This is a genomic window from Maribellus sp. CM-23 (assembly GCF_021354595.1).
Taxonomy (GTDB): domain Bacteria; phylum Bacteroidota; class Bacteroidia; order Bacteroidales; family Prolixibacteraceae; genus Draconibacterium.
In genome coordinates, this window is the sequence record NZ_JADWYJ010000001.1 from 45,195 (window position 1) to 67,450 (window position 22,256).

At 43.5% G+C, this 22,256-nt stretch carries 18 protein-coding genes; 9 read left to right on the forward strand and 9 right to left on the reverse strand.

All coding sequences use genetic code 11. The annotated features are described in order from the left end of the window. Positions 1-39 precede the first annotated feature (39 nt). Positions 40-843, forward strand: a complete 804-nt coding sequence (locus INQ51_RS00195; RefSeq protein ID WP_233375875.1) for a phosphatase PAP2 family protein — start codon at positions 40-42, stop codon at positions 841-843. 278 nt (positions 844-1,121) lie between these two features. On the opposite strand, the gene INQ51_RS00200 is transcribed toward INQ51_RS00195, so the two are convergent. The 5 genes from INQ51_RS00200 to INQ51_RS00220 form a co-directional block, all read right to left on the reverse strand. Further along, positions 1,122-1,460: a cupin domain-containing protein gene (locus INQ51_RS00200; protein ID WP_233375876.1), complete on the reverse strand. Its 339-nt coding sequence runs from the start codon at positions 1,458-1,460 to the stop codon at positions 1,122-1,124. A gap of 48 nt (positions 1,461-1,508) precedes the next feature. Beyond that, the gene (locus INQ51_RS00205) at positions 1,509-2,735 is read right to left on the reverse strand and encodes a transaldolase family protein (protein ID WP_233375877.1); all 1,227 of its coding nucleotides are present in this window, start codon (positions 2,733-2,735) and stop codon (positions 1,509-1,511) included. Positions 2,736-3,028: 293 nt separating this feature from the next. After that, the gene (locus INQ51_RS00210) at positions 3,029-6,202 is read right to left on the reverse strand and encodes a T9SS type A sorting domain-containing protein (protein ID WP_233375878.1); all 3,174 of its coding nucleotides are present in this window, start codon (positions 6,200-6,202) and stop codon (positions 3,029-3,031) included. A gap of 567 nt (positions 6,203-6,769) precedes the next feature. After that, positions 6,770-8,014 (reverse strand): 2-oxoglutarate dehydrogenase complex dihydrolipoyllysine-residue succinyltransferase, encoded by a 1,245-nt coding sequence (gene odhB, locus INQ51_RS00215; RefSeq protein WP_233375879.1) that lies wholly within the window; start codon positions 8,012-8,014, stop codon positions 6,770-6,772. Between the two features lie 126 nt (positions 8,015-8,140). After that, positions 8,141-10,873 carry a 2-oxoglutarate dehydrogenase E1 component gene (locus tag INQ51_RS00220; RefSeq protein WP_233375880.1) on the reverse strand — a complete coding sequence of 911 codons (2,733 nt, stop codon included), beginning with the start codon at positions 10,871-10,873 and terminating at the stop codon, positions 8,141-8,143. Positions 10,874-11,052: 179 nt separating this feature from the next. Between INQ51_RS00220 and INQ51_RS00225 the strand changes: the two genes are divergently transcribed. Then, positions 11,053-11,496, forward strand: a complete 444-nt coding sequence (locus INQ51_RS00225) for a DUF4293 domain-containing protein (protein WP_233375881.1) — start codon at positions 11,053-11,055, stop codon at positions 11,494-11,496. Between the two features lie 11 nt (positions 11,497-11,507). Continuing rightward, complete coding sequence (locus INQ51_RS00230; protein ID WP_233375882.1) at positions 11,508-12,233, forward strand: nucleotidyltransferase family protein; 726 nt, start codon at positions 11,508-11,510, stop codon at positions 12,231-12,233. 127 nt (positions 12,234-12,360) lie between these two features. Here the strand turns inward: INQ51_RS00230 and INQ51_RS00235 are convergent, their stop codons facing one another. The 3 genes from INQ51_RS00235 to INQ51_RS00245 all read right to left on the reverse strand — a co-directional run bounded on the left by INQ51_RS00235 (position 12,361) and on the right by INQ51_RS00245 (position 17,044). Beyond that, positions 12,361-13,239 carry a hypothetical protein gene (locus tag INQ51_RS00235; RefSeq protein ID WP_233375883.1) on the reverse strand — a complete coding sequence of 293 codons (879 nt, stop codon included), beginning with the start codon at positions 13,237-13,239 and terminating at the stop codon, positions 12,361-12,363. 109 nt (positions 13,240-13,348) lie between these two features. Further along, positions 13,349-16,150 carry a M16 family metallopeptidase gene (locus INQ51_RS00240; RefSeq protein ID WP_233375884.1) on the reverse strand — a complete coding sequence of 934 codons (2,802 nt, stop codon included), beginning with the start codon at positions 16,148-16,150 and terminating at the stop codon, positions 13,349-13,351. Positions 16,151-16,210: 60 nt separating this feature from the next. Further along, positions 16,211-17,044: an HAD-IIB family hydrolase gene (locus INQ51_RS00245; protein WP_233375885.1), complete on the reverse strand. Its 834-nt coding sequence runs from the start codon at positions 17,042-17,044 to the stop codon at positions 16,211-16,213. Between the two features lie 362 nt (positions 17,045-17,406). On the opposite strand from INQ51_RS00245, the gene dapB reads away from it, so the two are divergent. The 5 genes from dapB to INQ51_RS00270 all read left to right on the forward strand — a co-directional run bounded on the left by dapB (position 17,407) and on the right by INQ51_RS00270 (position 20,901). Beyond that, the gene (dapB, locus tag INQ51_RS00250) at positions 17,407-18,123 is read left to right on the forward strand and encodes a 4-hydroxy-tetrahydrodipicolinate reductase (protein WP_233375886.1); all 717 of its coding nucleotides are present in this window, start codon (positions 17,407-17,409) and stop codon (positions 18,121-18,123) included. A gap of 11 nt (positions 18,124-18,134) precedes the next feature. Continuing rightward, complete coding sequence (gene lepB, locus INQ51_RS00255) at positions 18,135-19,475, forward strand: signal peptidase I (protein ID WP_233375887.1); 1,341 nt, start codon at positions 18,135-18,137, stop codon at positions 19,473-19,475. Between the two features lie 99 nt (positions 19,476-19,574). Next, positions 19,575-19,922 carry a lipopolysaccharide assembly LapA domain-containing protein gene (locus INQ51_RS00260; RefSeq protein WP_233375888.1) on the forward strand — a complete coding sequence of 116 codons (348 nt, stop codon included), beginning with the start codon at positions 19,575-19,577 and terminating at the stop codon, positions 19,920-19,922. Between the two features lie 2 nt (positions 19,923-19,924). Next, the gene (locus INQ51_RS00265) at positions 19,925-20,560 is read left to right on the forward strand and encodes a WbqC family protein (RefSeq protein WP_233375889.1); all 636 of its coding nucleotides are present in this window, start codon (positions 19,925-19,927) and stop codon (positions 20,558-20,560) included. Positions 20,561-20,571: 11 nt separating this feature from the next. Then, positions 20,572-20,901, forward strand: coding sequence for a transporter suffix domain-containing protein (locus tag INQ51_RS00270; protein WP_233375890.1), 330 nt, complete (start codon positions 20,572-20,574; stop codon positions 20,899-20,901). A gap of 4 nt (positions 20,902-20,905) precedes the next feature. Here the strand turns inward: INQ51_RS00270 and INQ51_RS00275 are convergent, their stop codons facing one another. After that, complete coding sequence (locus INQ51_RS00275) at positions 20,906-21,481, reverse strand: porin family protein (protein WP_233375891.1); 576 nt, start codon at positions 21,479-21,481, stop codon at positions 20,906-20,908. Between the two features lie 153 nt (positions 21,482-21,634). On the opposite strand from INQ51_RS00275, the gene INQ51_RS00280 reads away from it, so the two are divergent. Further along, positions 21,635-22,138: a hypothetical protein gene (locus tag INQ51_RS00280; protein ID WP_233375892.1), complete on the forward strand. Its 504-nt coding sequence runs from the start codon at positions 21,635-21,637 to the stop codon at positions 22,136-22,138. Positions 22,139-22,256: the final 118 nt, after the last annotated feature.

A 22,256-nucleotide genomic window follows, 5' to 3' on the forward strand; every position in this document is an offset into this window, starting at 1 on the left:
ACAGCGAGTTTGTTACCTTCCTTTTCTTATTTTTACGGCATGAATAAACTACCTGTAACTCTAATCCTGTTCGCAACTTTGTTGTCAGGCTTTCCATCGTTGGGCTTTGCTTTTTTCCCTGAAAAATCGGGGCACTCGAAACCAGCCTTCGAGAGTGCACGTTTTGGCGAATTTCATAACGACAGCCTGCACCGGATTGATTTCAGGTATGCCGACCGGAAAAGAGGCGTAAAACCCTTCATCATTCCGGCTGTGCTGATTGCAGGTGGTACCGTATTTAATTACTCTGATCTGAAATACGATGCTCAGGAATGGGTATGGAAAAACCACAATTACCAAGGCGCTGCTGACGACTATCTTCGTTTTGGACCGGTTGTAGGCCTTTATGCGCTAAATGCCCTGGGCGTGAAAGCCCAAAACAACATCGGTAACCAATCTGCTATTTTGTTTAAAAGCCTTCTAGTAAATACCGTCATTACCAAGTCGCTCAAAAATATCTTCGATGAAAAACGCCCGACTGGCGATCCCGGTTCTTTCCCGTCGGGGCATACATCCCTGGTGTTTGCTGCGGCACAGGTCATTCATCACGAATATGGAGAAAACAGCGTTTGGTACAGCATTGGAGCCTATTCGTGTGCTACCGCTGTGGGAGCTATGCGGTTTGCCAAGGGAGGCCACTGGTTTCCGGATGTGCTCGCCGGCGCCGGAATTGGAATGATCAGCACCGAACTTATTTATTTAACCCACCAGTACAAATGGGACTGGCAGCACATGAAACGACTCGATATTTTTCCCTTTTCCATGGGCCGGCAAAAAGGACTTACGCTGGTTTATACTTTTTAACTGAGGGATTGAAGGACTGATTCGTTTTCAGTATTACAAAAGTCGCAGTTTTCAGTCTCAGTTTTCAGGGAAAAAAGAATTGAATTATTAGATTGAATGGATTGACGAGGAGATTGATTTTTTTTAGTTTCACCTGCAACTTGTGGCTTGTAGATCATAACTTATTCTCGCATTCAAGCACTTATGCCTTTAACAATTGAAAACTAAGACTGAGACAGGAAACTTGAATGCACTTGCTCCTCTGTCTCAGCCTCAGCCTTAGCCTTTGCCTATCTTATTTACTTCAGAAAATCTTCCCGTATAGGGTTAAAACTGTCGATTAAACGGGCGGTTTTACTAAGCAGTTTAACGGCATGCTTTTTATACGGCGGAACCGCAAACATATCACCAACTTTCAAAAGTTTATCGGGCTCTCCTTCGCAATAAAAAACAAGCTCTCCTTCTGCCACATACGAGGTCTGCTCGTGTGGGTGATTATGCAGGGGATCGGCCTCCGGCCATGGACCTTCGGAAAAATCAACCACCACCGTCATCAGGTTTTCAGTGTGGATTAATTTTCGCTTTACCCTGTTGTTTATGATCTCGTAAGGTGTTTCGTCAAAAAGTAAAACCGACATACAATTCTTTTTTCAATTATGTTTCAAACTACTTTATTTCATTCTCGTTCATCCTTCGGTGATGATTCTTCGGATACGGTCGTCCAGTTCCTTCTGATCGGCTGTAAACGAAGCCAAACCTGCCAGGTTTAGCAAGGTATCAATGGCCAGTTCGCCACTTTCGATACGCGAAGCCCAGCGTTCGTGCCTGGGTATTTTCCCGTCGGACGCAATAAAGCCCAAATCCTTCTCACTTAAGTACGGGAACATATCGCCGCAGCCGGCACGGTGCACCCGGTCAATCAGTTCGTTGCCGTCTTTGGGGCAATCCCGATCCAGGTTGCGGGCCAAAGTTAGCTCTCCTTCACTGATGTCCCAAAGCTTTTCGGGCGAATATTTTGCTGCGTCTTCAGTCAAATCAACCGGGTATACCTCATTCACCTTTGAAGTAAATTTTCCGTCGAGATGAATTTTTCCGTCAGCGGCTACTTTGGTTGGCATTGTATAAACATCGGTTCCGGCCAGCGCATCAAGCTGAGAATAACCGCGCAAACTGGCGGCAATCAGCTGTGTCGGCACCGGGTTATTTCCACTGATTTCTTTTACGATCTTCTGGGTCGAAAGCACGGTCCGCTCGCCTGCCCCTTCACCACTTCCCAGTCCGTTATCTTTCATATAAGCGCCAATTCTCCCTAAAAATACGTTGCAGTAATTGGGTTTGGTAATGGCTGCCACCATCAGGTTTTGACGTGCTGAAAATTCAAGTGTAAAATTGATCTTCACCCCCAGCTCGCGCAAGCGGCGTGCCCCCAGCAGACCAACCGCCGTGTACGGCACTTTCACGATAAACTGTTCGGGATTAATATTGTAGTAGCGCAAACCGTAATCAACAATGGCATCAAAATGATGCGCCGTGTTGGTATGAAGCTCCACACTTACAAAGCCGCCGAATTTCTTAGCCAGCCGCATTCCGTGCCGCGCATTCAGGATAAAAGCAATTTCAACAATCTGCTCCTCCACCGGAAGCTCACTGACAATTTCGCGCGCCTGGGCGATAAATCCGTCGTAAATGCCTTTCTGAATTTCCTTGTTTACCAGCGTATTGTTGGTGGTAAGTGCGGTCATTTCGGCCGACCAGTTTTTTTCGGCTTCGTCCATGTCGCCGGTATCGAGCCACAGCTGGGTTCCGGCATCACGCAGCGACTGCCAGAACGGATCGGCTTTTGCACTGATGCGCTCTTCGTGAATATCAGCCAAAACAAATTCTTTGATTTGCTCTTTTAATGTTTCGTTCATGGTGAAGTGATTTGAATTTGCTTTTGAATTTACAATAAAGCCCAACGGTGTCCAAGAAGATTTTCAATTTTATTCGGGGCATTAAATTCGTTTGCTGAAGGATGCCGCTGCCGCACGACTGTTCCGAGTACTTAAAGTCAAAAAGCCATTTTACCACCCACGCGAAAGGATTCGCATCGGAGCGGAGGATATGGGCAAACTAAATCGAAAAATTACGCAACCGTAAACAACCTTACAAGTAGCCACATATGAACCACAATATTACTTCCGATGAACTTTTAGACATAAAAGTCTTATTGCAATATAATTTTACAACTATTGTTTGGGTTTCTGTCTATCATTAACAGATAGTGTCCGGGATTTAGGGGCGAAAGATTAATGTTATTTTCACCTGCTGAATTGATAAATAATATTTTGTTATAAACAACATTCCCCTTCATATCATATAGCTCAACATTGCATTTTTCATTTAGGTTGTTCTCTTGAAATTTTATATACAATAAACCATTACTTGGATTAGGATAAACAGTAAAATATCCGTTTGGCAAAACATTTGTATTTATATCCGTTGTTGATTCTAATCCGTAAGTCATAATCAATCTATCATATGCGCCATGACTATCTGTCGCTTTCAATATTATTAATGAATCCGTTGAATAATTATCATTTCGAGACAAAATTCCACCGCCAGTTAATGTTAACCAATCTGGCCCTTGCTCAATTGAATATGTAATAGAATCTCCATCAGGATCTACTGCCAGCAGTGTATCGCGATAGTTTGGATTAGAAAATTTTTCTATCTCAGGTCGCTTTATAAATAACGGAGGTTGATTAATAGACTCAGGTTGTGAAAATTTAGCTACAGTGCCCACGCTCCACACATAATATTGAATGGATGATATGTTGTTGATATAACCACAAACTAACGGATTATTAGAGACATCTACTTTAATATCTGTTATTTGAAAATTCGCGGCTAAAGTGTCGTTAATATATTGATGACTAGTTATTGAATCTCCATTGGGAGCTATTTTCATTATTGTACTATTGGGATAATTGTCTGTTATAAGTAAATTTTGGAGACTATCTTCACAAATAAGAGTCATTTTAACCGGGTACTCTTCTTTATAACAAAACTCTCTTTTATCATTAAATCGTAAGTAAATACTGCCATCATCCGATCCACCAAAAACAACAATATCGCCAGATGGCAAATCCATCGAGTGTTTACCTTCAGCTATATTCTCATCTCTATACTCCCAAAGAATTTTTCCCGTAGAGTCTATCTCAACAATCTTTATACGATCTCTGTAGCCATACTTTATTGTGCCTGTTAACAGGTATGTTCCTTCTTTTGTTTTTCTTACATGATTAATTCTCTCAAACTCCGAAATTGTTGTTCGGGAATTAAGTATTCCGTTCTCTGACATTTCAATAAGATCTCCATCTTTCGAGATAAAACAGATATTACCATTATCTTGCTCTATGAAAAATCCAGGTTCATCTCTTTTTAACTCTTCCTCAAAATCTAAACGCCACAACTCTTCTAAATCGGACGATAATTTTACTATTTGTGATGGTTTGGAGTAATAAGGTAAATACAAATAAATGTTGTTCTTCGAATCAATATGAATATCTCTTACAAGCGTACTTCTTTCTGTTTCTATAATATTTTGGGCAAGGAGATCTCCCTCTGGGGAAAATTTATAAGTATAAATATTTGGATAAACAAAGCCTGCTAAAAGAATATTACCATCTTTATTAAACACTAACTTAATATGTTCAGATCTATATGATAATTGCTTTGTCGCATCAATCGATAATCTCCTGAACCAAAGCAGATTACCTAAGGCGTCAATCTTTTGTAGTAATAAATGTTGATTGTCAAAATGCTTATCTCCATCACCTATTGGTCCAATTTGGCTATCTCCGCATACATAGGTGTTGTTGAAACGATCCGAAATAACCTTTTCAAATTGAATATCTGAAGCCCCGGCACCAGTATTTATTACGCTCCATTGTTCAATCCCCTCTTCATTAAAACGGGCAACCCATTGTTCGCTATTCGTATCTTCGGGATATTGAGGTGTGAAAGTATTTCGAAGCTCTCCTGTAAAAATCAGAGAATTTTTCGTCTTAAATATATTCTCTGGATGACATCTATAGCCGTTGACACCAATTTCTTTGCGATAGTCAATTTGAGATGTACTTACAATGCGCACAAGGTTTGTTGTATAGGTTAACGAATCGAATACATTCTCTGTAAGATATACCGTATCATTTGAAACATTTAATGATCTAACGAAACCTCCCTGATTGTACTTATTATCTAAATAAATAAGGTTTTCATTTGCATTACTATCGTATTGAAGGATAAACGGCTTCATAGACATGTGGTCGTCAAATGTATAGTAAACGCCGCCATTTATATATATATTTTCGCCACACAAAGTAACTTTATGAGGATAGATGTCATCTATAGGGATACTTTCTGGTTCAATATCTGCTATCTGATTCCAGTTACTGTCAAAGTAGAATATTTTTAATTTATAGTACTTTTTACCACCCCAGTCATACCACAATTTACCTACAATGACTTTTTCGCCTGTTGGAAAATTAACAAACCAAATCCTTTCATATCTCCTTGCCCCCATACCTACATCTCCTGTGTTACCTAAATGAAATTCCCTTTCAATCTCTCCACTATCAGAAAAGATAGTGACCAAGAACGGGCCAACACCTGTATGAAAAGAAATAAAAGTGATTTTTCCATCAATAAGATCTAATTTGGCATTGCTATTATCGGTATTTTCAGGTAAATCAAAATGAGAAACAAAGATTTGATTCCCCTCGTTGTCGTATTTAACCAAACTATTGCCCGTATCAATTGGAGCCCGGGTTAGTAACCATGAATTCCCTACCGAATCAACAAAAAAACCACGAAAATAATCGTCTAACGCAAAATCGATCCTCTGACGATAGAAGATATTTTTCCATAAGATATTTCCCTGACTATCCTGTTTTATTACAGCTACATCTTGTGAAAAATGTCCATTATTGAAATTCTCCACCAAAATAACTGCACTGTAAAGGTTATCGTCCTTATCTAAAAAGCTTGAAACAGGAATATCTTGTGAATTAATTCCTCCTCCATCATAATTTAAAACAATTGTATCTGCTTCATCTTTAATTGATGAATACTGGGTTTCCCACAAAATTTTCCCGTTTTCGGATATTCTTGCTGAATTAAAATCGGTATTGGTAAAACTCGATTCTATTCTCCCTGTAAGAATAATTTCGTTGTTGTCGGTTATAAATGATTTTACGAGATAATCTCTACTTGTGCGTAATCCGTCGTCATAATTATAGTTCCAGAGTAAATCATTTTGAGCTATAGAAGAATTAATAAATAACTGACTTATAATTAAAACAAGAAAAACACTGTAAATGAAAGAAATCTTAGACATGGGGCATAAATATATGCACGCAATTTAACAAAAATAGTGCCTCTTGCAAGTACCTGTTTCGCGGAAACCTTCCTTTGTGTTCTGCTTATACTTTCCGCACGTGCGGAAGCCTTGCCTGAAATCGGATTCATACTTTCCGCACGTACGGAAACCTTGTTTTGGCGCCGGTTCTGACTTTCCGCAAGCCCGGAAAGGTTGATTTTTATCCGTTCCGAATGTTCCGCAGTTGCGGAAAGGTTGTTTTTTACTGAATTGAGAATTCCGGAGAGTTCTGAATACCTGTTTTTTACATCGGCTAGAGGCTGTATCAAAAATTCTTTTGTGTTAGATTGAACTTACGATTTGTAAGTAACCACTAGGTTATCACCCCTAAATCCCCTATAGGGGACTTTAAGCCTTCCGTCAGCTGACGGAGAGGTTGGGAGGGGTAAAATGAAAGTCGATCATAAATTGTAAGTTTTTTTTAAAATTTATCTGACTTTTTGGACAGCCTCCCCACCCATCCTATAAAAAAAGAACCGTCCCCAAAAAGAAGGAACGGTTCTCGCATATCGTATAAGTACGTTTTTAAATCCCCAGCAATAACTCGCCGGCGTCTTTCCCGTTGGTAAACATGCGTTCCGGATTTTCAATCATTTCCTTCACTTTTACCAGGAAGCCCACCGAGTCTTTTCCGTCGATAATACGGTGATCATACGACAAAGCCACGTACATCATCGGGCGGATTACCACCTGCCCGTTAACAGCCACGGGGCGCTCCACAATGTTGTGCATCCCCAGGATGGCCGATTGCGGCGGGTTGATGATTGGCGTGGAAAGCAGGGAGCCAAACACACCACCGTTGGTGATGGTAAAAGTACCACCGGTCAGTTCTTCCACCGATATCTTTTTGGTACGGGCTTTTTCGGCCAGTTCCTTAATTTCCAGTTCGATCTCCGGCACCGATTTACTTTCGGCATTCCGCACGATCGGCACCATCAAACCTTTGGGCGTAGAAACGGCAATTCCCACATCCACAAATTGCGGCATTACGATCTCTTCCCCGTCGATCTGTGCATTTACCATCGGGTAAAATTCGGCAGCCACCGCCGCTGCTTTCGTAAAGAACGACATAAACCCGAGCTTCAGTCCGTGCTTGTCCACAAACTTTTGCTGGTATTTTTTGCGCATGTCCATCACAAAACTCATGTCGATCTCGTTGAAGGTCGTCAACATAGCGGTTTCGTTTTTCACGGCCACCAAACGCGCGCTTAATTTCCGGCGCAGGCTCGACATCCGTTCACGTTCTTCGGCACGGCTTGCTTCGCGTTTTTGTACCACTGCTGCGACAGCAGGAGCGCTTAAAACGGCTTCCACCTCTTTTTTCCCCAGGCGTTTCAACCCGTTGATCACATCGTCCACCGAAAGATCGTTCTCCTTCATCATCTCTTTGGCCACAGAAGTCACTTTTACCTTATCGTAGGCTTCCGATGCTTTTACTTCTTTGGCAGGATCGGCTTCTTTCTTCGCCTCCACCTTGGGTTCTTCCTTCACCTCAGCCTCAGCCTTTGCCTCAGCCTTTTGGGCCACCGGAGCTACGCTGGTATCGATGGTGCAAACAACGGCACCTACTTCAATCGTTTCTCCTTCGGCCGCTTTTATTTCAATCTTGCCACCTTCGGCCGCCACAATGGTCAGGGTTGCTTTATCCGATTCAACCTCGGCAATTTCCTGGTTTTTCGACACCACTGCCCCGTCTTCAACAAGCCAGCTGCCTATTTCCACTTCGGTTATCGATTCTCCCGGACTGGGAACTTTTACTTCGATTATCATGGTTTTTTATTTATCTCTAAATTTTATTCAAAGCTTTCCATAATTCGTCACATTCACAAGAAACAATGCCGAAAGCTACATAGAACTTTTCGATGGTTCATTTCTTTATGAAATGGAAGGAGTCTTCTAAACGGTCACCTCTTTTTTCGAAAAAACCGAACTGATCAGTTTCTCCAGTCCCTGACGGTGTTTTTCCATCAATCCAACCGCCGGGCTGGCACTTTCCGGACGTGCGATCCCTTTGATTCCCAGGCAATCGAGTTTTCGTGCGAGGAACGGCCAGGCGCCCATGTTTTCGGGTTCATCCTGTGCCCAAATCAGTTCTTCCGACTTTGGATACTTTTTCAGAATATCGTTGATCGCTTTGTGCGGTATCGGATAAATCTGCTCCATTCTCACCAGCGCCACATCCGTGATACCGTGTTCCACCTTGTACTTCGCCAGGTCGTAATACAGCCTTCCGGTAGTCAGCACCACTCGCTCCACCAAATCGGGTTCTGCCACATGATCGTCAATGATCTCCTGGAAACCACCTTTGGTGAATTCTTCGAGCTTGGATGTTACCATCGGGTGCCGCAACAAACTTTTGGGTGTAAACACCACCAGCGGCAAACGCATGTTCATTTTCACCTGACGGCGCAGCAAATGGAACAAGTTGGCCGGTGTACTGGGCACAATTACCTGGATGTTGTTTCCGGCTGCCTGTTGCAAAAAGCGCTCAATACGTGCGCTGGAATGCTCGGGACCCTGTCCTTCGTAACCATGCGGAAGGAAAAGAGTCAGACCGTTCATCAGTCCCCATTTTTCGATGGCAGAAGTAATGTACTGGTCGATAATTACCTGTGCCACGTTGTGAAAATCGCCAAACTGTGCCTCCCAAATCGTGAGTCCGTTGGGCTGTGCCAGCGAATAACCATACTCGAAGCCGAGAACGGCATATTCTGAAAGCAGCGAGTTATACACGCTAAACGGCGCCTGATTTTCGGCTATGTGTTGCAGCGGATAGTATTTATCTTCTGTTCCTTCGATCACAAAAGCGGCATGACGGTGTGCAAAGGTTCCCCGTTCGCTGTCCTGTCCGCTCACCCGCACCGGATGACCATCAGTCACCAGCGTTCCGTAAGCCAGCAACTCTCCCATCGCCCAATCCAGCCGGTCGTCGTGGATCATCATTTTCCGGTCCGAAATGATACGGTCTACCTTTTTAAAGAAAGGCAGGTCTTGCGGAAGTTCATTGATTTTTTCGGCAACCGACAAAAGCACACTCTTCTTCACACCGGTTTCAATCGTTTCGTTGAAGATCGCTTTTGAGGGCATTTCGTAAGGTTCGTAAGGCTTCACCATAAACTGGCGGATCTTCAGTTTCTCAATCTTTTCCGATTCCTTGTATTTTCCCTCCAGAAACTGGTCAAACTCTTTCACTCTTGTCCTCGAATCTTCCAGTGTCAATACACCCAGTTCGCTGAGTTTATCGGCATAAATATCGCGGGGATTCTTGTGCCGCGCGATGGCTTTGTACAATAAAGGCTGGGTAAAACGCGGCTCGTCGCCCTCGTTGTGCCCGTATTTCCGGTAACACAAAATATCAATAAACACATCGGCATGAAACTTCTGACGAAATTCCATCGCCAGTTTTATCGTATAGATCAGTGCCTCCACATCGTCGCCATTCACATGGAAAACGGGGGAACGGGTAACCTTGGCCACGTCGGTACAATAGGTGCTGGAACGTGCCTCCAGGTACGGGGTGGTAAACCCCACCTGGTTGTTGATCACCAAATGAATGGTGCCCCCTGTTTTGTAGCCGGGCAGCTGCGACATCTGGATGGTTTCGTACACCACGCCCTGTGCAGCAATGGCCGCATCGCCATGAATAATAATGGCCGCCGCTTTATCGTAATCGCCATGGTAAACCGAATCGATCTGCGAACGAACCATTCCTTCGGCAATCGGTGCCACGGTTTCGAGGTGCGACGGGTTGGGTAACAATTTCAGTTTCACCTTCTTGTTAAAGTCGGTGGTTACCTCATTTTCGTAACCCAGGTGATATTTTACATCGCCCTGCGAAATATCGTCTTCGTATTCTTTTCCGTAAAATTCCTTGAAAATATTCTGGTAAGGTTTTTCAAGAATATTGGCCAGCACATTTAAACGTCCACGGTGTGCCATTCCAATGATAAACTCTTCCAGCCCCAGTTCGGCTCCCTTCTCAATAATTGCGTCCAATGCCGGAATCAATGCTTCAGCCCCTTCCAGAGAGAAACGCTTCTGCCCTACAAACTTTTTGTGGATGAAATTCTCGAATCCAACCGCCAGTTTGAGGTGATAAAAGAAGTGCAGCCTTTTTTCGTGGGTGTATTCTTCCGAATTCCGGGAGCCTTCCATGCGCTCGCGAAGCCATTGAATTACTTCGGGGTGTCGCATGTACATGTACTCCACTCCCACCGAACGGCAGTAAGTGTCTTCGAGGTGCGCAACGATGTCTTTCAGTTTTGCCGGTCCCATTCCAATTTCGTTACCGGCCTGAAATACCGTTTCCAGGTCTTTTTCTCCCAGCCCGAAGTTTTCGATCGCCAATGTTGGCAGGTACCTACGACGGGCTCTTACAGGGTTTGTTTTTGTGAACAAATGCCCACGCTGACGATAGCCATGTATGAGGTTTAATATTGCAAATTCTTTGTCGATGTTCTCCAACCGAACGGTGCCCGGTTTTTCCGGATAATTTTTGCGGGCCAGTTCAAATCCCGCAAAAAAATGTTGCCAGCTCTTGTCAATCGACTCAGGGTCTTCAAGATACGATTTATAAAGGTCCTCAACTGCCTCTAACTCTTGATTTCCCACAGATGAAAACTTGTCCATTGTTGATTTTATCTTAACTTTTGATTAATATTCACAGAAACAAAGCATAAATTTTATTGTTTAGCCCTGCGCATACTTTTTATTGCTAAAGTTAGTGTTTATTCGGTTTTTTACTAATCCGCTTCATTTTGATTTTGAGAAACCTTTTGATTGGCTATTTTTGCTGAAAAATAACAACGATGATTCAACGAATTCAAACGGTATATATCCTGATTGCAGAAGTGCTGATTGTTACACTTTTTGGTTTAAAACTGGCCGACCTTTCGGTGAACGGCGAATTGCTGGAATTCTACGCCAAAGGAATTATGAACGGGCAGGAAAGTGTATTCAGCGGCTTACCTATCCTGATCTTTATCGGTCTTATTACTTTGTTACATGTAGTGATCCTGTTTATGTACAAGAAAAGAGTCAGCCAGATCAGGTTGCTGGTTTTCACCATTATCCTGCTGTTGGGACTCTTTGGCATGTTCTTTTATTTTGCCTATGCAGGTTTCGACGGAGCTAAAGTGGCTTTTAAAATTCCGGTAGCCTTCCCGGTAGTGGCGGTTATTCTCGACTGGCTGGCCATTCGCGCCATTGGCAAAGACGAAGCGCTGATCAGAAGCCTGAACCGCTTGCGCTAAAATCCGCGACTATGGAAGCAATGATCTTTGCGGCAGGACTTGGCACCCGGCTTTTGGGTGAAACAGCCGACACCCCCAAAGCACTGGTGGATGTGGGCGGAAAACCCTTGCTGCAAAGAGCCATTGAAAAACTTTCAGCTGCCGGTGTATCAAAAATAGTTGTAAACGTGCATCATTTTGCCCAACAGGTAATCGATTTTATTGAAAGCCATAAATGGGAAGTACCCGTTTTGATTTCAAATGAATCGGGCCAGTTACTGGAAACCGGAGGCGGGCTAAAAAAAGCGGGTCCTTTGTTTTCGGGGAAAGCTCCCATCCTGATTTACAATGTCGATATCATCAGCAGCTTCGATCTTCAACAACTGAAATCAGTACATCTTGAAGCGGGAAATCTGGCCACCCTGGTGGTAAGCGGGCGGAAATCGCAGCGCTATTTTAAGTTTGATGCCAACATGCAACTGGCCGGCTGGATCAACAAACGAAGCGGTGAAACCAAAATCTCGCGGCCCGAAGTTTATGACCGGGCAAAAGAACTGGCCTTTAGTGGCATTCACATGGTTCAGCCCGAAATACTGAATTACATGCCTCCCCAGGATCGCTTTTCGATTATCGAAGTTTACCTCGAACTGGCCAAAACACAAAAAATCAAAGGATTTTTAGATACTTCCGAACTTTGGATGGATGTGGGCAAACCCGATGAGCTGGCGGCTGCCAGGAAGTTATTTAGTGGTCAGTGATCAGTCTCAGTATTCAGGGACAGAAGGATTGAAGGATTGAATTTCCAATGTTCAATATACAATGTTCAATTGCCAATGACGCGTAGCTTATAGCTCGCGGCTAATTTTAGCATTTACGCATTTCTCATCACTTCAGAATCCTGTAATTCCGGTACTCAAAAAGCCTCGCTCCCGTCCGTTTCTCAATCCAATACAACAAACGGTATTTTAGTTTCATATTGATTTTGCTGAGATCGGGGTAAAAATCCCAGTTCAAACGGGCAATCCGTTCGCGCATCACTTCGGGGTGAGTCCCTTCGAAACGGGCCAGTGCGTCAAATTCTTCGGCATAATTAAATTCCTGGTCTGTTGCTTTCCTCAGGGCGTCTTCTTCCGAAATGCCATCATAAAACGCTTTTACAGCCTCCACTTTTTGCTTCATAAACCGCGGATGCCGCACCCAGCCGTAATGAAAAACTTCGGCCTTAACAGGCACCACCTTTAGTTTCTGCCCGTCTTTACGGAAACCCTGTGCGTCTTTGTAAGAGCGGATACTTTTGTTGTTGCGGATCACCCGGATTTCTTTCCGGTACCAATGCCTGCAATCGCCCACATAATCGTACGAACCATAAAAATGCCGGTAATCAAAAAGCAGGCCTTCCACTTCTTTGTTTTCGAGGTGTTGCTGCATGGCCTCTTTTACCACCGGCAGATACTTTTCGTGCAGCGCCTCATCGCCCTGAATGTACAAACACCAGTCGTACTCAGCAGGAATTGCATCGAACGCCTTGTTGGTTTCCGAAGCATACACCCGGCCTCCCTCCTTTAGCTGTTCATCCCACTCCGTATCCACAATCGAAATTTTGCCGGGAGCAACTTTTTCAATCATACTCCTTGTTTCATCTTCCGATTTTCCAACTGCTACCACCACATGATCACAGATGGGCAAAACCGAAGTTATGGCTTCCACAATCGGGAAATCGAACTTCCCGGCGTTTCGTATAAATGTAAATCCGCAAACTTTCATTCTGTTATTTTTCAGACGCTGAATTTGGAGCACCTAAATTATAACTTTTGATGCACAAAAAAGCCGGAGTCCCAAAAGAACTCCGGCTTTGATATCAATTATAAAGTTGTTATTCTGCCGGTTCAAGTGCCACACTCACGTAGTTCTTGAAATTAAAGTAATTGTTGAAAGCCTTTTTAGTCGACTCAACTGTCAGATTATCTACAAGCTGTCCAAAAGTTCCGAATTCAGAGAAATCACCCTCTTTGATATAATAGGTGTTGCTCAGATTGTTGAGCCAGAACCGGTTTTCGCGCACCTGGATTTCGCGTTCGCGGTGCATTTTTTCCTTTGCCTTGCTCAGTTCGTCCTCTGTTGGACCGTTTTCTGCGTATTCTTTAATAATATCGAATACCGCTTTTTTCAACTCATCCAGTTTATCCGGCGATGTTCCGTACGAAATGGCAACGGTATATTCGGGCTGCGGGAATTTCGACGATGACGGATAAGCTCCGATGGAATAAACACCGCCCTTGTCTTCACGAATCACCTCCAGTAAACGTGTACTCAGGATTTTCCCCACAGCGTCAAGCTGCACCTGGTTTGCTCCGCTGTAATCAAAAGCCCCGTGAAACACGATGTATTGAATGCCTTTTTCTTCCTGTCCTTTGTGTACTACTTTTTCAACAACACCTTCCGGTTTTCGTATACCGAGGTCTACCCATTTTTCATTTCTGTTTAATGTAGGGATTCCTCCAATGTATTTTTCCACCATCGGTTTGAATGTCTCCAGATCGATGTTTCCGACAAAGAAGAATTTGAAATCAGCAGCGTCTTTGAAACGGTCTTTCCCGATCTTTTTCATTTCAGGAAAAGATGCTTCGGCCAGACGTTCAACCGACATTGGTTTTGAGCGCTCGTTGTAGTTCGATAATACCACGTTTAAGGTGTCTCTGAAATTGGCCTCGGGTGAAGCTGATTTATTTTCAAGCACCGTGGCATATTGTTTCATGAGCGACTGGTAGCTTACTTCATCAAAGCGGGGCTCGGTGAAATAGAGGTACAACATCTGCAACAGAGTTTCCACATCTTTTACAGAAGAACTTCCGTTGAAACCTTCGCGCAAATCGCTGATATACGGATTCAGGCCAAATACTTTGTCCGAAAGCATTTTGTTCAGCGTAATCTCATCAAAACGGGCAATTCCACTTTCAGTCATAACATCGGTAGTAAGGTTGGCCGACACATCGCTTTCTTTTGGATAAACCGATGTTCCGCCCAAGCTCCATGCATTAAACAGCACTTCATCTTCCTTGAAATTCGTTTTCTTCACCACCACGGTTGCCCCGTTTGCCAGTTTCCATTCCACGGCATCCACCTTCTCGATCGAACGCTCTTCGTTCACCTTGCTTCCAAAAGGTTCGTCGGCAATTAGCGGCACATCCGAAACAGCATCCACATAAGCTTCCACCTCGGTGTTTTCCACCTCGTCCAACAAAGCTCTTATTTCTTCTTCGGTTGGAACCTTGGTTTTTTCATTTTCGGGAGCAGTAACCACCACCACGCGGTTTTCTTTGGTGATCCATTCTTTCGCCAGCGCGTTTACTTCGTCCACACCAATACCCGGCATGAATTCCTTGAAATAAGCATATTCGTTTTCCATTCCGGGGAAAGACTCTTCAGTCATCAGGAAATTGCGCTTGTATTCGTTGGCATAATTAACCGACTTGGTATTTTTGCGTTCGTTATACGCCTTCTCCATGTTGTTGAGCAGTGAGCTTTTCTGGCGTTCCAGCTCCGTTTCAGTAAAGCCGAATTTCTTCACCCGCTCGTTTTCAAGCAACACCTCTTTTAAGCCTGTCTCCATTTTGTCGCCCTGCGTAACCGCAATCGAAACATAGGTACTCAAAGGGCCAAACTGATGACCATAGGCCGATTGTCCCATCAGGAAAGGAGGATCAGCTTGCTGGGTCTTCTCTGCCAAACGGCTGTTGATCATGGCAGTATACAGTTTTTCCAAGATCGAATGACGGTAATCGCCAAGAGTTTTTGATTTTTTCAGGTCGTGTTTGTTATAAACAAAAGCAACCGGGTATTGTGCTTCTTTGTCGGTGTTAATGCTTACCAATGTTTCTGCATGGCCCGGAATCTCGAAATACTTCTTTTCTCTTGGATTGCTACGAGCCGGAATGGCCGAAAATTTTTCTTTTACTTTCTCCACCATCTCGTTTTGGTCGAAATCACCTACCACAATCACCGCCTGCAAATCGGGGCGGTACCAGTCGTTCCGGTAACGACGCAGTGTTTCCGGTGCACAATTTTCAATAATATCCACTTTCCCGATCGGCAAGCGCACGGCATATTTTGAATCGTGCAAAAACACAGGCAGCCATTTTTTCATCATCCGGTCGTTGGCTCCGCGGCCCATTCTTTCTTCTTCCAGGATAATGCCTCTTTCCGCATTGATTTCTTCGTCCGAATCATCGATCTGGCAAGCCCAGTCGTACAGTACCTGCAATCCTTTTTCCATGTATTCCGGCTGATCGAGCGGAACTTTCAACATGTAAACCGTTTCATCGAAACTGGTGTAGGCATTGATTTCGGGTCCAAATTCCATCCCGATCGATTCGAAATAGTTAATCAGTTCGTGCTTGGGGAAGTTTTTTGTTCCGTTAAAAGCCATGTGTTCACCAAAATGCGCCAAGCCCTGCTGGTCGTCATCTTCGTCAACCGAGCCGGCTTTTAAAACCAGCATCAGTTCGGCCCTGTTTTCAGGCTCGCTGTTGGCACGCACGTAATAGGTCATTCCATTTTCGAGCATTCCTTTGCTTACTGCAGGATCTTCAGGCAGTGAACTTTTTAAATCAACATTGGTCTGGGCAGTAACGAACAACGTCCCCAGAACCATGAATGTAATCCAGAATAACTTCATTTTTATTTTTTTTGAAATTTGTTTTATGTGTATTCAATTGGGGGAAGAAATTACAAATTTTTATTCGAGTAAACGCTGAACAGACACAGCAAAAGCATCTTTTTCGTTGCTTGGCATCAGCGGATATTTGTGCTGAATCGCCTTGGGTGAATTATCGGTAAGAAAGGAATGCCGCGTGAATTCGAGCAGGTCAAAGTCGTTGTAGTCGTTTCCAAGCCCCATGGTTTCATCGGCACCCACACCGGTGAGTTTGCATATTTTACGAACACCGTTCCCTTTTGAAACCGAACGATGAAATACTTCGATCCAAATGTATCCGGGCGTAATGGGCGACGACGAACGAATAACGCGAATTTCGGGACACAGGCTTTCTATCTCGGCTTTTAGCTTTTCAAAATCGTCTTCATCCTCCTTAATAATAACCAGAAACTGGCAAAGCTCGGTTTGCGGAAGCTGTGCCGGATCGAGTTCGCTGGCGTAATACCGGTTAAAATTGAAATAGCGTTCAAACTCTTCGCAAGGTTCCGTGCCTCTGAAAAAATAATGGTTATGATTTTCCGGCACCGGGTAAAATGCGTGAAAATTCAGCCCCCGGCTGATAAACGCATGCAGCAGCTTTTCTGAAGAAGTTTGACTCAGATTCTGCGCAAAAAGATGTTCCTTTTTATTCCATTGATAAATACCGGCACCCGACGAAAAAACAACATAATCAAAAGGCACTTCGTCGTTTAAAACTTCTTTTACCTTGTTTAAATTACGTCCGGTAGCCGCTACCCTGATAATGTTACGTTCACCCAGTTTTCTCAATGCCTCCAGGTTCGGTTCACTAATTGTCCGGTCGTTTCGGAGAAATGTCCCGTCGAGATCTGTTGCCACCAATTTAATGTTTCTCATGCTTTCAAAATTGAGGTGTAAAAGTAGCCAAAATAAGATGAGCCGCGAAAACATCTTTCTGATTTGTGGAGCTTCATTTATCCGGTGCTTTCACGCGTTGGTCGAAATAATTTTAAGTTTGAACGCTTACTGGGTAGATTTGAGTAATATTATATCTTTGTGCCTTGATTCAGACGGTCATACTTTTAGATGCGGTGGCAAAAAATAAAGATTTTGTGGTAAAACAATAATGCCTCGTATCGGTTTTAGTAAGGTTTGTCGACGATAAAAACTGAAAATACGGAAACGCTTGTGAGTAAAAAGCTTTGACAGATGATTTTTCACACATTGCTTTATGCTCATTATCTCAAATCGGAATAAAAATGAAGATCGCTCTTATAGGCTACGGCAAAATGGGACAGGAAATTGAAAAAATTGCCCTGGAACGTGGCCACCAAATAGGCTTAAAAATAGACATCAGCAACCAGCAAGACCTTACGGTTGAAAACCTGGAAAAATGTGATGTCGCCATTGAGTTTACCATACCTGATTCGGCTACCGCGAATTACTCGCTGTGTTTCGATGCCGGAATACCGGTAGTTAGCGGAACCACCGGATGGCTCGACAAAAAGGAGCAGGTTTACCGCGAATGCGCCGAGAAAGACGGAACTTTCTTTTACGGAAGTAACTTTTCGGTAGGCGTTAACCTGTTCTTCGAACTCAACAAAAAACTGGCTGAATTAATGGCTCCCCGCGGCGAATACGATGTGGAAATGACCGAAGTGCACCACACTCAGAAACTGGATGCGCCAAGTGGAACCGCCATCAGCCTGGCAGATGATATGCTGAATATTCTCCCCGGAAAAGATACTTGGGTGAACGATGCCACACCGGCCAAAAATGAGTTAAACATTAAGTCGGAACGCGAAGGGCAAGTCCCCGGAATTCATACAGTGAGGTATGAGTCGGACATAGATTTCATTGAAATTACACACAGCGCCAAAAGCCGTAAGGGATTTGCATTTGGTGCGGTTCTGGCGGCCGAATATTGCCTCGACCACAAAGGCATTCTAAACATGAAAGACTTATTAAATCTATAATTCAAGATCGGATGATACGTTCAATATTAAGTAACAAATGGTTTAAGTTCATAACCGTAGGACTCCTGTATTCATTGTGGGTAATTTGGCTAGGCAGTTATTTGTGGTTTATAGGACTTGCCATCATTTTTGATATTTACATTACCCAAAAAGTGCATTGGGCATTCTGGAAAAAGAAAAATCCGCCCAACGGCAAACAAACCAAAGTAGTTGAATGGGTGGACGCCATTATTTTTGCGGTAATTGCCGCTACTTTCATCCGGATGTTTTTTATCGAAGCCTACACCATTCCAACATCATCCATGGAAAAATCGATGTTAGTGGGCGATTACCTGTTTGTAAGCAAAACAGCGTACGGACCAAAAACTCCCAATACGCCGCTTTCTTTTCCTTTTGTTCACAACACGATGCCGGTTGTCGGCGGAAAATCCTATTCGGAACTTATTCAACGTCCGTACAAACGTTTGGCCGGATTTGGCGAAATTAAAAACGATGATGTGGTGGTTTTCCACTTCCCCGAAGGCGACACGGTAGCTTTGGGAATTCCCAATGCAAGTTACTACCAGCTGATCAGGGAAAACGGAAGAGCACGCGTTTGGAGCGACAAAAGAAATTTTGGTGAAGTTGTTTCGCGGCCGGTTGATAAACGCGAAAACTATATTAAAAGGTGCGTGGGTATTCCGGGCGACGAAATTAAAATAACCGAAGGCCAGTTGTATGTTAACGGAAAAACGCAGAAAGACTTTCCGGGCATTCAGTTCGATTATGTGGTTGAAACCAACGGAACATCCATCAATCCGAAAGCGCTTGACAGACTCAATATTTCAGAAGCCGATCGCGGAGTTTTCTCCAGCCAGCGTTATTTCTTCCCGCTTACCGAAAGCACAGCCGAAGAAATCAAGGCATTCACCAATGTAAAAGCAGTAACCAAAGTGCTGGAAGAACCAGGGAAATGGGAACCCGCCATTTTCCCATCCGATTCAAGATTCCCGTGGAACGTAGACAATTTTGGCCCGATAACCATTCCGGCAAAAGGTGCTACCGTTAATTTAACGGTTGACAACCTGCCTTTGTACCAAAGAATTATTGATGTGTACGAAAACAACGAACTGGAAGTAAACGGCACGCAAATAAAAATCAACGGAGAAACAGCCACCAGCTATACCTTCAAAATGGATTACTACTGGATGATGGGTGACAACCGCCACAATTCTGCCGACTCGCGTTACTGGGGCTTTGTTCCGGAAGACCACGTGGTTGGTAAAGCCAAGTTTATCTGGCTTTCGCTGGACAAAGACAAAGGCTTCCCGGCCAACATCCGCCTGAAAAGGATGTTTAGTGTGGTGAAGTAAAGTGTGACGAAAACGACTGATACCATCAGTAATAAAAATATTCGCAAAAAAGGATAGCCGGTACGCTATCCTTTTTTACATTTATAAAAACATTTTGTCATGAGTGCACTTGTCGTTGTTATCATTATCCTGGCCGTTCTGCTCGTGATATTCACTCTTCAGAACTCGGTCAGTGTCACCATTCATCTTTTCTTTTGGGAAATAAGCAATGCTCCGTTTGTGCTCGTCATACTCGGATGTCTTATTCTGGGCTATTTGCTGGCCACCCTTTATTTTTACCCAAAGCTTTGGAAAGCTAGGCGCGAGTATAAAAAGGTGCTTCGGGCAAACGACGATCTTCATCAGCACGACTTAGATCATCCAAAGCCAGAAACAGCAGCAGAAGTTTCTGACCCGGAAGGAATTGAACTGGATGACGACGACAGTCATAATTTTTTTAGAGATTAAAAATGGGAATACCTCTTTTGCTCAGCACTGCCTATTTCGGGCCGGTGCATTACTATGCGCGCTATCTTCATCATCCGGAAGTGTACCTCGAACAATACGAAAACTTCACCAAGCAAACCTATCGTAACCGTTGTGTTATTCTGGCCGGCAATGGCCAGGTGTCGCTTGTATTACCCGTTGTAAAAGGGCGCGGCCCCAAAACGCTTATCAAAGACCTCGAAATATCGTACGACACAGAATGGCAAAGAAACCAGTGGCAAACCATTGTTTCGGCTTATAATTCTTCGCCTTATTTCGAATATTACCAGGACGAACTTCTGCCCTTCTTTGAGAAAAAGAGCCGTTTTTTAATGGATCACAACATAGAGATCCATGAGATGCTATGCGGTTTTATGGAAGTGAAAAACAAACTAAAGCTGACCGAAGATTTTGAAAAGGTTCCTGAAAACACGTTAAACTTGCGCCAGGCAATTTCACCCAAAGTCAAAGAAACTTTGGATACCGCATTTCAGCCAAAGCCCTACATACAGGTTTTTAGTGAAAAGTTCGATTTTGTTCCCAACCTGAGTATTCTCGACCTGCTTTTCAATGAAGGGCCCAACGCTTATGACGTATTGATGGAAAGTATTACCTTGTAGAAAAACAAGGCATGGGAATTTCGCAAAACAAACGAATCAAACTGGGTATTTTCCTGATGGTTTTCTCGGGTGTATTTTTTGCTGCTACATTCGTGATTCCATTTTTGGAGTTCTCCGCCAAAACCAAAGTGATTGCCACTACCACCAGCCTTATCCTGATGGAAATAGTTTTCTGGCTGGGAGGATTACTGGTGGGCAAAGAGTTGTTTTCGAAATACAGGAAGCAGTTAGATCCGCGCACCTGGTTTCAAAGAAAACAGAAAACCGATAAAACCCTGCTTCCGGCAGAAGAGCAACAAAAAAGGCCTCACACAGGTGAAGCCTCTTCTGAAGAATTATAGTTGCCTACAATATTTTAAACCCGAGCGTGACCATAAACGTGCGGTTTTTGGCCTCCAATTCCGGAGAATTATAAACCTTGTTTGCGTGCTCCATTCTAAAATCCAGCGAGAGAAACAATACATCTACACCTACTCCATACTGAAGAGCGGTATAACGATCTTTGAAGTACTGTTCTTCCAAAAAGTTGAATTTATCTGCATCGTTGTCGGTAACAAAACTAAATACAGGGCCAGCCATTACCCGCAGATCCACGGCTTTGGCATCCAATAGTTTAACACCCAGTAAAACCGGAACATCCACCGACTTGTAATTAAACTCAGCAGCCATCTCACTAACGTCCTTAAATTCACCGCCTTTGCGCGTAAAATACACTTCGGGCTGAACATAAACTTTACCCACTCCTACCCGGGCAAATGCTCCCCAATGCATTTTTGTGATCGACTCTTCGCTGTAATCATTTATATCCAGACTGACTTTTGAATTATTCAGCCCCGCTTTGAGCCCCAAATCGAATATAGGTTGTGCATGTCCGATGACAGAACAAAGCACCAGTGAAAAAATAAAAATAATACGTTTCATGTTTCTGTTTTTTTGAGTTCAATATAGTAAATAACGAAAGGTTATTTCGTTCAGTATACTCCCGATACAAGTTAAGTTATTTTTATTGCGGTAACGAAATTGCAGGCACGAAAATTGTTTATCGTCAACAAAGCCAAATGAAAATCTATCTCAATGAAAAAGCCACTAATCTATATCCTAAGTCTTACCACACTGGTTCTTTTACAAGCCTGTGCCGCTCCAAAATATTTTCATGACCCGCTAAGTCTCAAAAGACAAAAGGAATTACGGCAATCAAGATCTGCCAATGTTGTTTTCGATATCGGCGCCACTCTTACCAGTTCCATTGTAGGAGCCGCACTTGATACAGAAGTTACTTACGTGTTCTCTGATCAGCAATTTAAAAAAATAAAGCTTCTGAATATCTCTGCCGACACCATGTACATCAATATGCTGACCGATGTTTACTGGGATGAAAATAACTATTGTGATTTTATGGACATACGAATACCGCCCATGCTTGGCTGCAAAGTAATGGTTCCGATTGATGCTAACTACCACCTGTATTTTAGCAACACCCCCGAAAGCGAAGACGACGAAATGCTCGAGATAAATACTTCATCAACCAAAAGAGTAAAACTGGTGCCGGGAATGACCCAGGTTAAGGAAGAAGAATAGCTGGAAAAACCATATTATTCCTAAAAACAAAGTAATTCAAACACCCTTTCCAAAAAATTAGTTTTATCGATTCAAGAGGACGGAAACAGAACCGCCAAGCTACATTCCAGCCCTCTTC

Excerpts from the sequence above, each read along its gene's own strand:
- INQ51_RS00195 (WP_233375875.1), top strand. The coding sequence starts at position 40 with ATGAATAAACTACCTGTAACTCTAATCCTGTTCGCAACTTTGTTGTCA.
- INQ51_RS00200 (WP_233375876.1), bottom strand. The coding sequence starts at position 1,460 with ATGTCGGTTTTACTTTTTGACGAAACACCTTACGAGATCATAAACAAC.
- INQ51_RS00205 (WP_233375877.1), bottom strand. The coding sequence starts at position 2,735 with ATGAACGAAACATTAAAAGAGCAAATCAAAGAATTTGTTTTGGCTGAT.
- INQ51_RS00210 (WP_233375878.1), bottom strand. The coding sequence starts at position 6,202 with ATGTCTAAGATTTCTTTCATTTACAGTGTTTTTCTTGTTTTAATTATA.
- odhB (WP_233375879.1), bottom strand. The coding sequence starts at position 8,014 with ATGATAATCGAAGTAAAAGTTCCCAGTCCGGGAGAATCGATAACCGAA.
- INQ51_RS00220 (WP_233375880.1), bottom strand. The coding sequence starts at position 10,873 with ATGGACAAGTTTTCATCTGTGGGAAATCAAGAGTTAGAGGCAGTTGAG.
- INQ51_RS00225 (WP_233375881.1), top strand. The coding sequence starts at position 11,053 with ATGATTCAACGAATTCAAACGGTATATATCCTGATTGCAGAAGTGCTG.
- INQ51_RS00230 (WP_233375882.1), top strand. The coding sequence starts at position 11,508 with ATGGAAGCAATGATCTTTGCGGCAGGACTTGGCACCCGGCTTTTGGGT.
- INQ51_RS00235 (WP_233375883.1), bottom strand. The coding sequence starts at position 13,239 with ATGAAAGTTTGCGGATTTACATTTATACGAAACGCCGGGAAGTTCGAT.
- INQ51_RS00240 (WP_233375884.1), bottom strand. The coding sequence starts at position 16,150 with ATGAAGTTATTCTGGATTACATTCATGGTTCTGGGGACGTTGTTCGTT.
- INQ51_RS00245 (WP_233375885.1), bottom strand. The coding sequence starts at position 17,044 with ATGAGAAACATTAAATTGGTGGCAACAGATCTCGACGGGACATTTCTC.
- dapB (WP_233375886.1), top strand. The coding sequence starts at position 17,407 with ATGAAGATCGCTCTTATAGGCTACGGCAAAATGGGACAGGAAATTGAA.
- lepB (WP_233375887.1), top strand. The coding sequence starts at position 18,135 with ATGATACGTTCAATATTAAGTAACAAATGGTTTAAGTTCATAACCGTA.
- INQ51_RS00260 (WP_233375888.1), top strand. The coding sequence starts at position 19,575 with ATGAGTGCACTTGTCGTTGTTATCATTATCCTGGCCGTTCTGCTCGTG.
- INQ51_RS00265 (WP_233375889.1), top strand. The coding sequence starts at position 19,925 with ATGGGAATACCTCTTTTGCTCAGCACTGCCTATTTCGGGCCGGTGCAT.
- INQ51_RS00270 (WP_233375890.1), top strand. The coding sequence starts at position 20,572 with ATGGGAATTTCGCAAAACAAACGAATCAAACTGGGTATTTTCCTGATG.
- INQ51_RS00275 (WP_233375891.1), bottom strand. The coding sequence starts at position 21,481 with ATGAAACGTATTATTTTTATTTTTTCACTGGTGCTTTGTTCTGTCATC.
- INQ51_RS00280 (WP_233375892.1), top strand. The coding sequence starts at position 21,635 with ATGAAAAAGCCACTAATCTATATCCTAAGTCTTACCACACTGGTTCTT.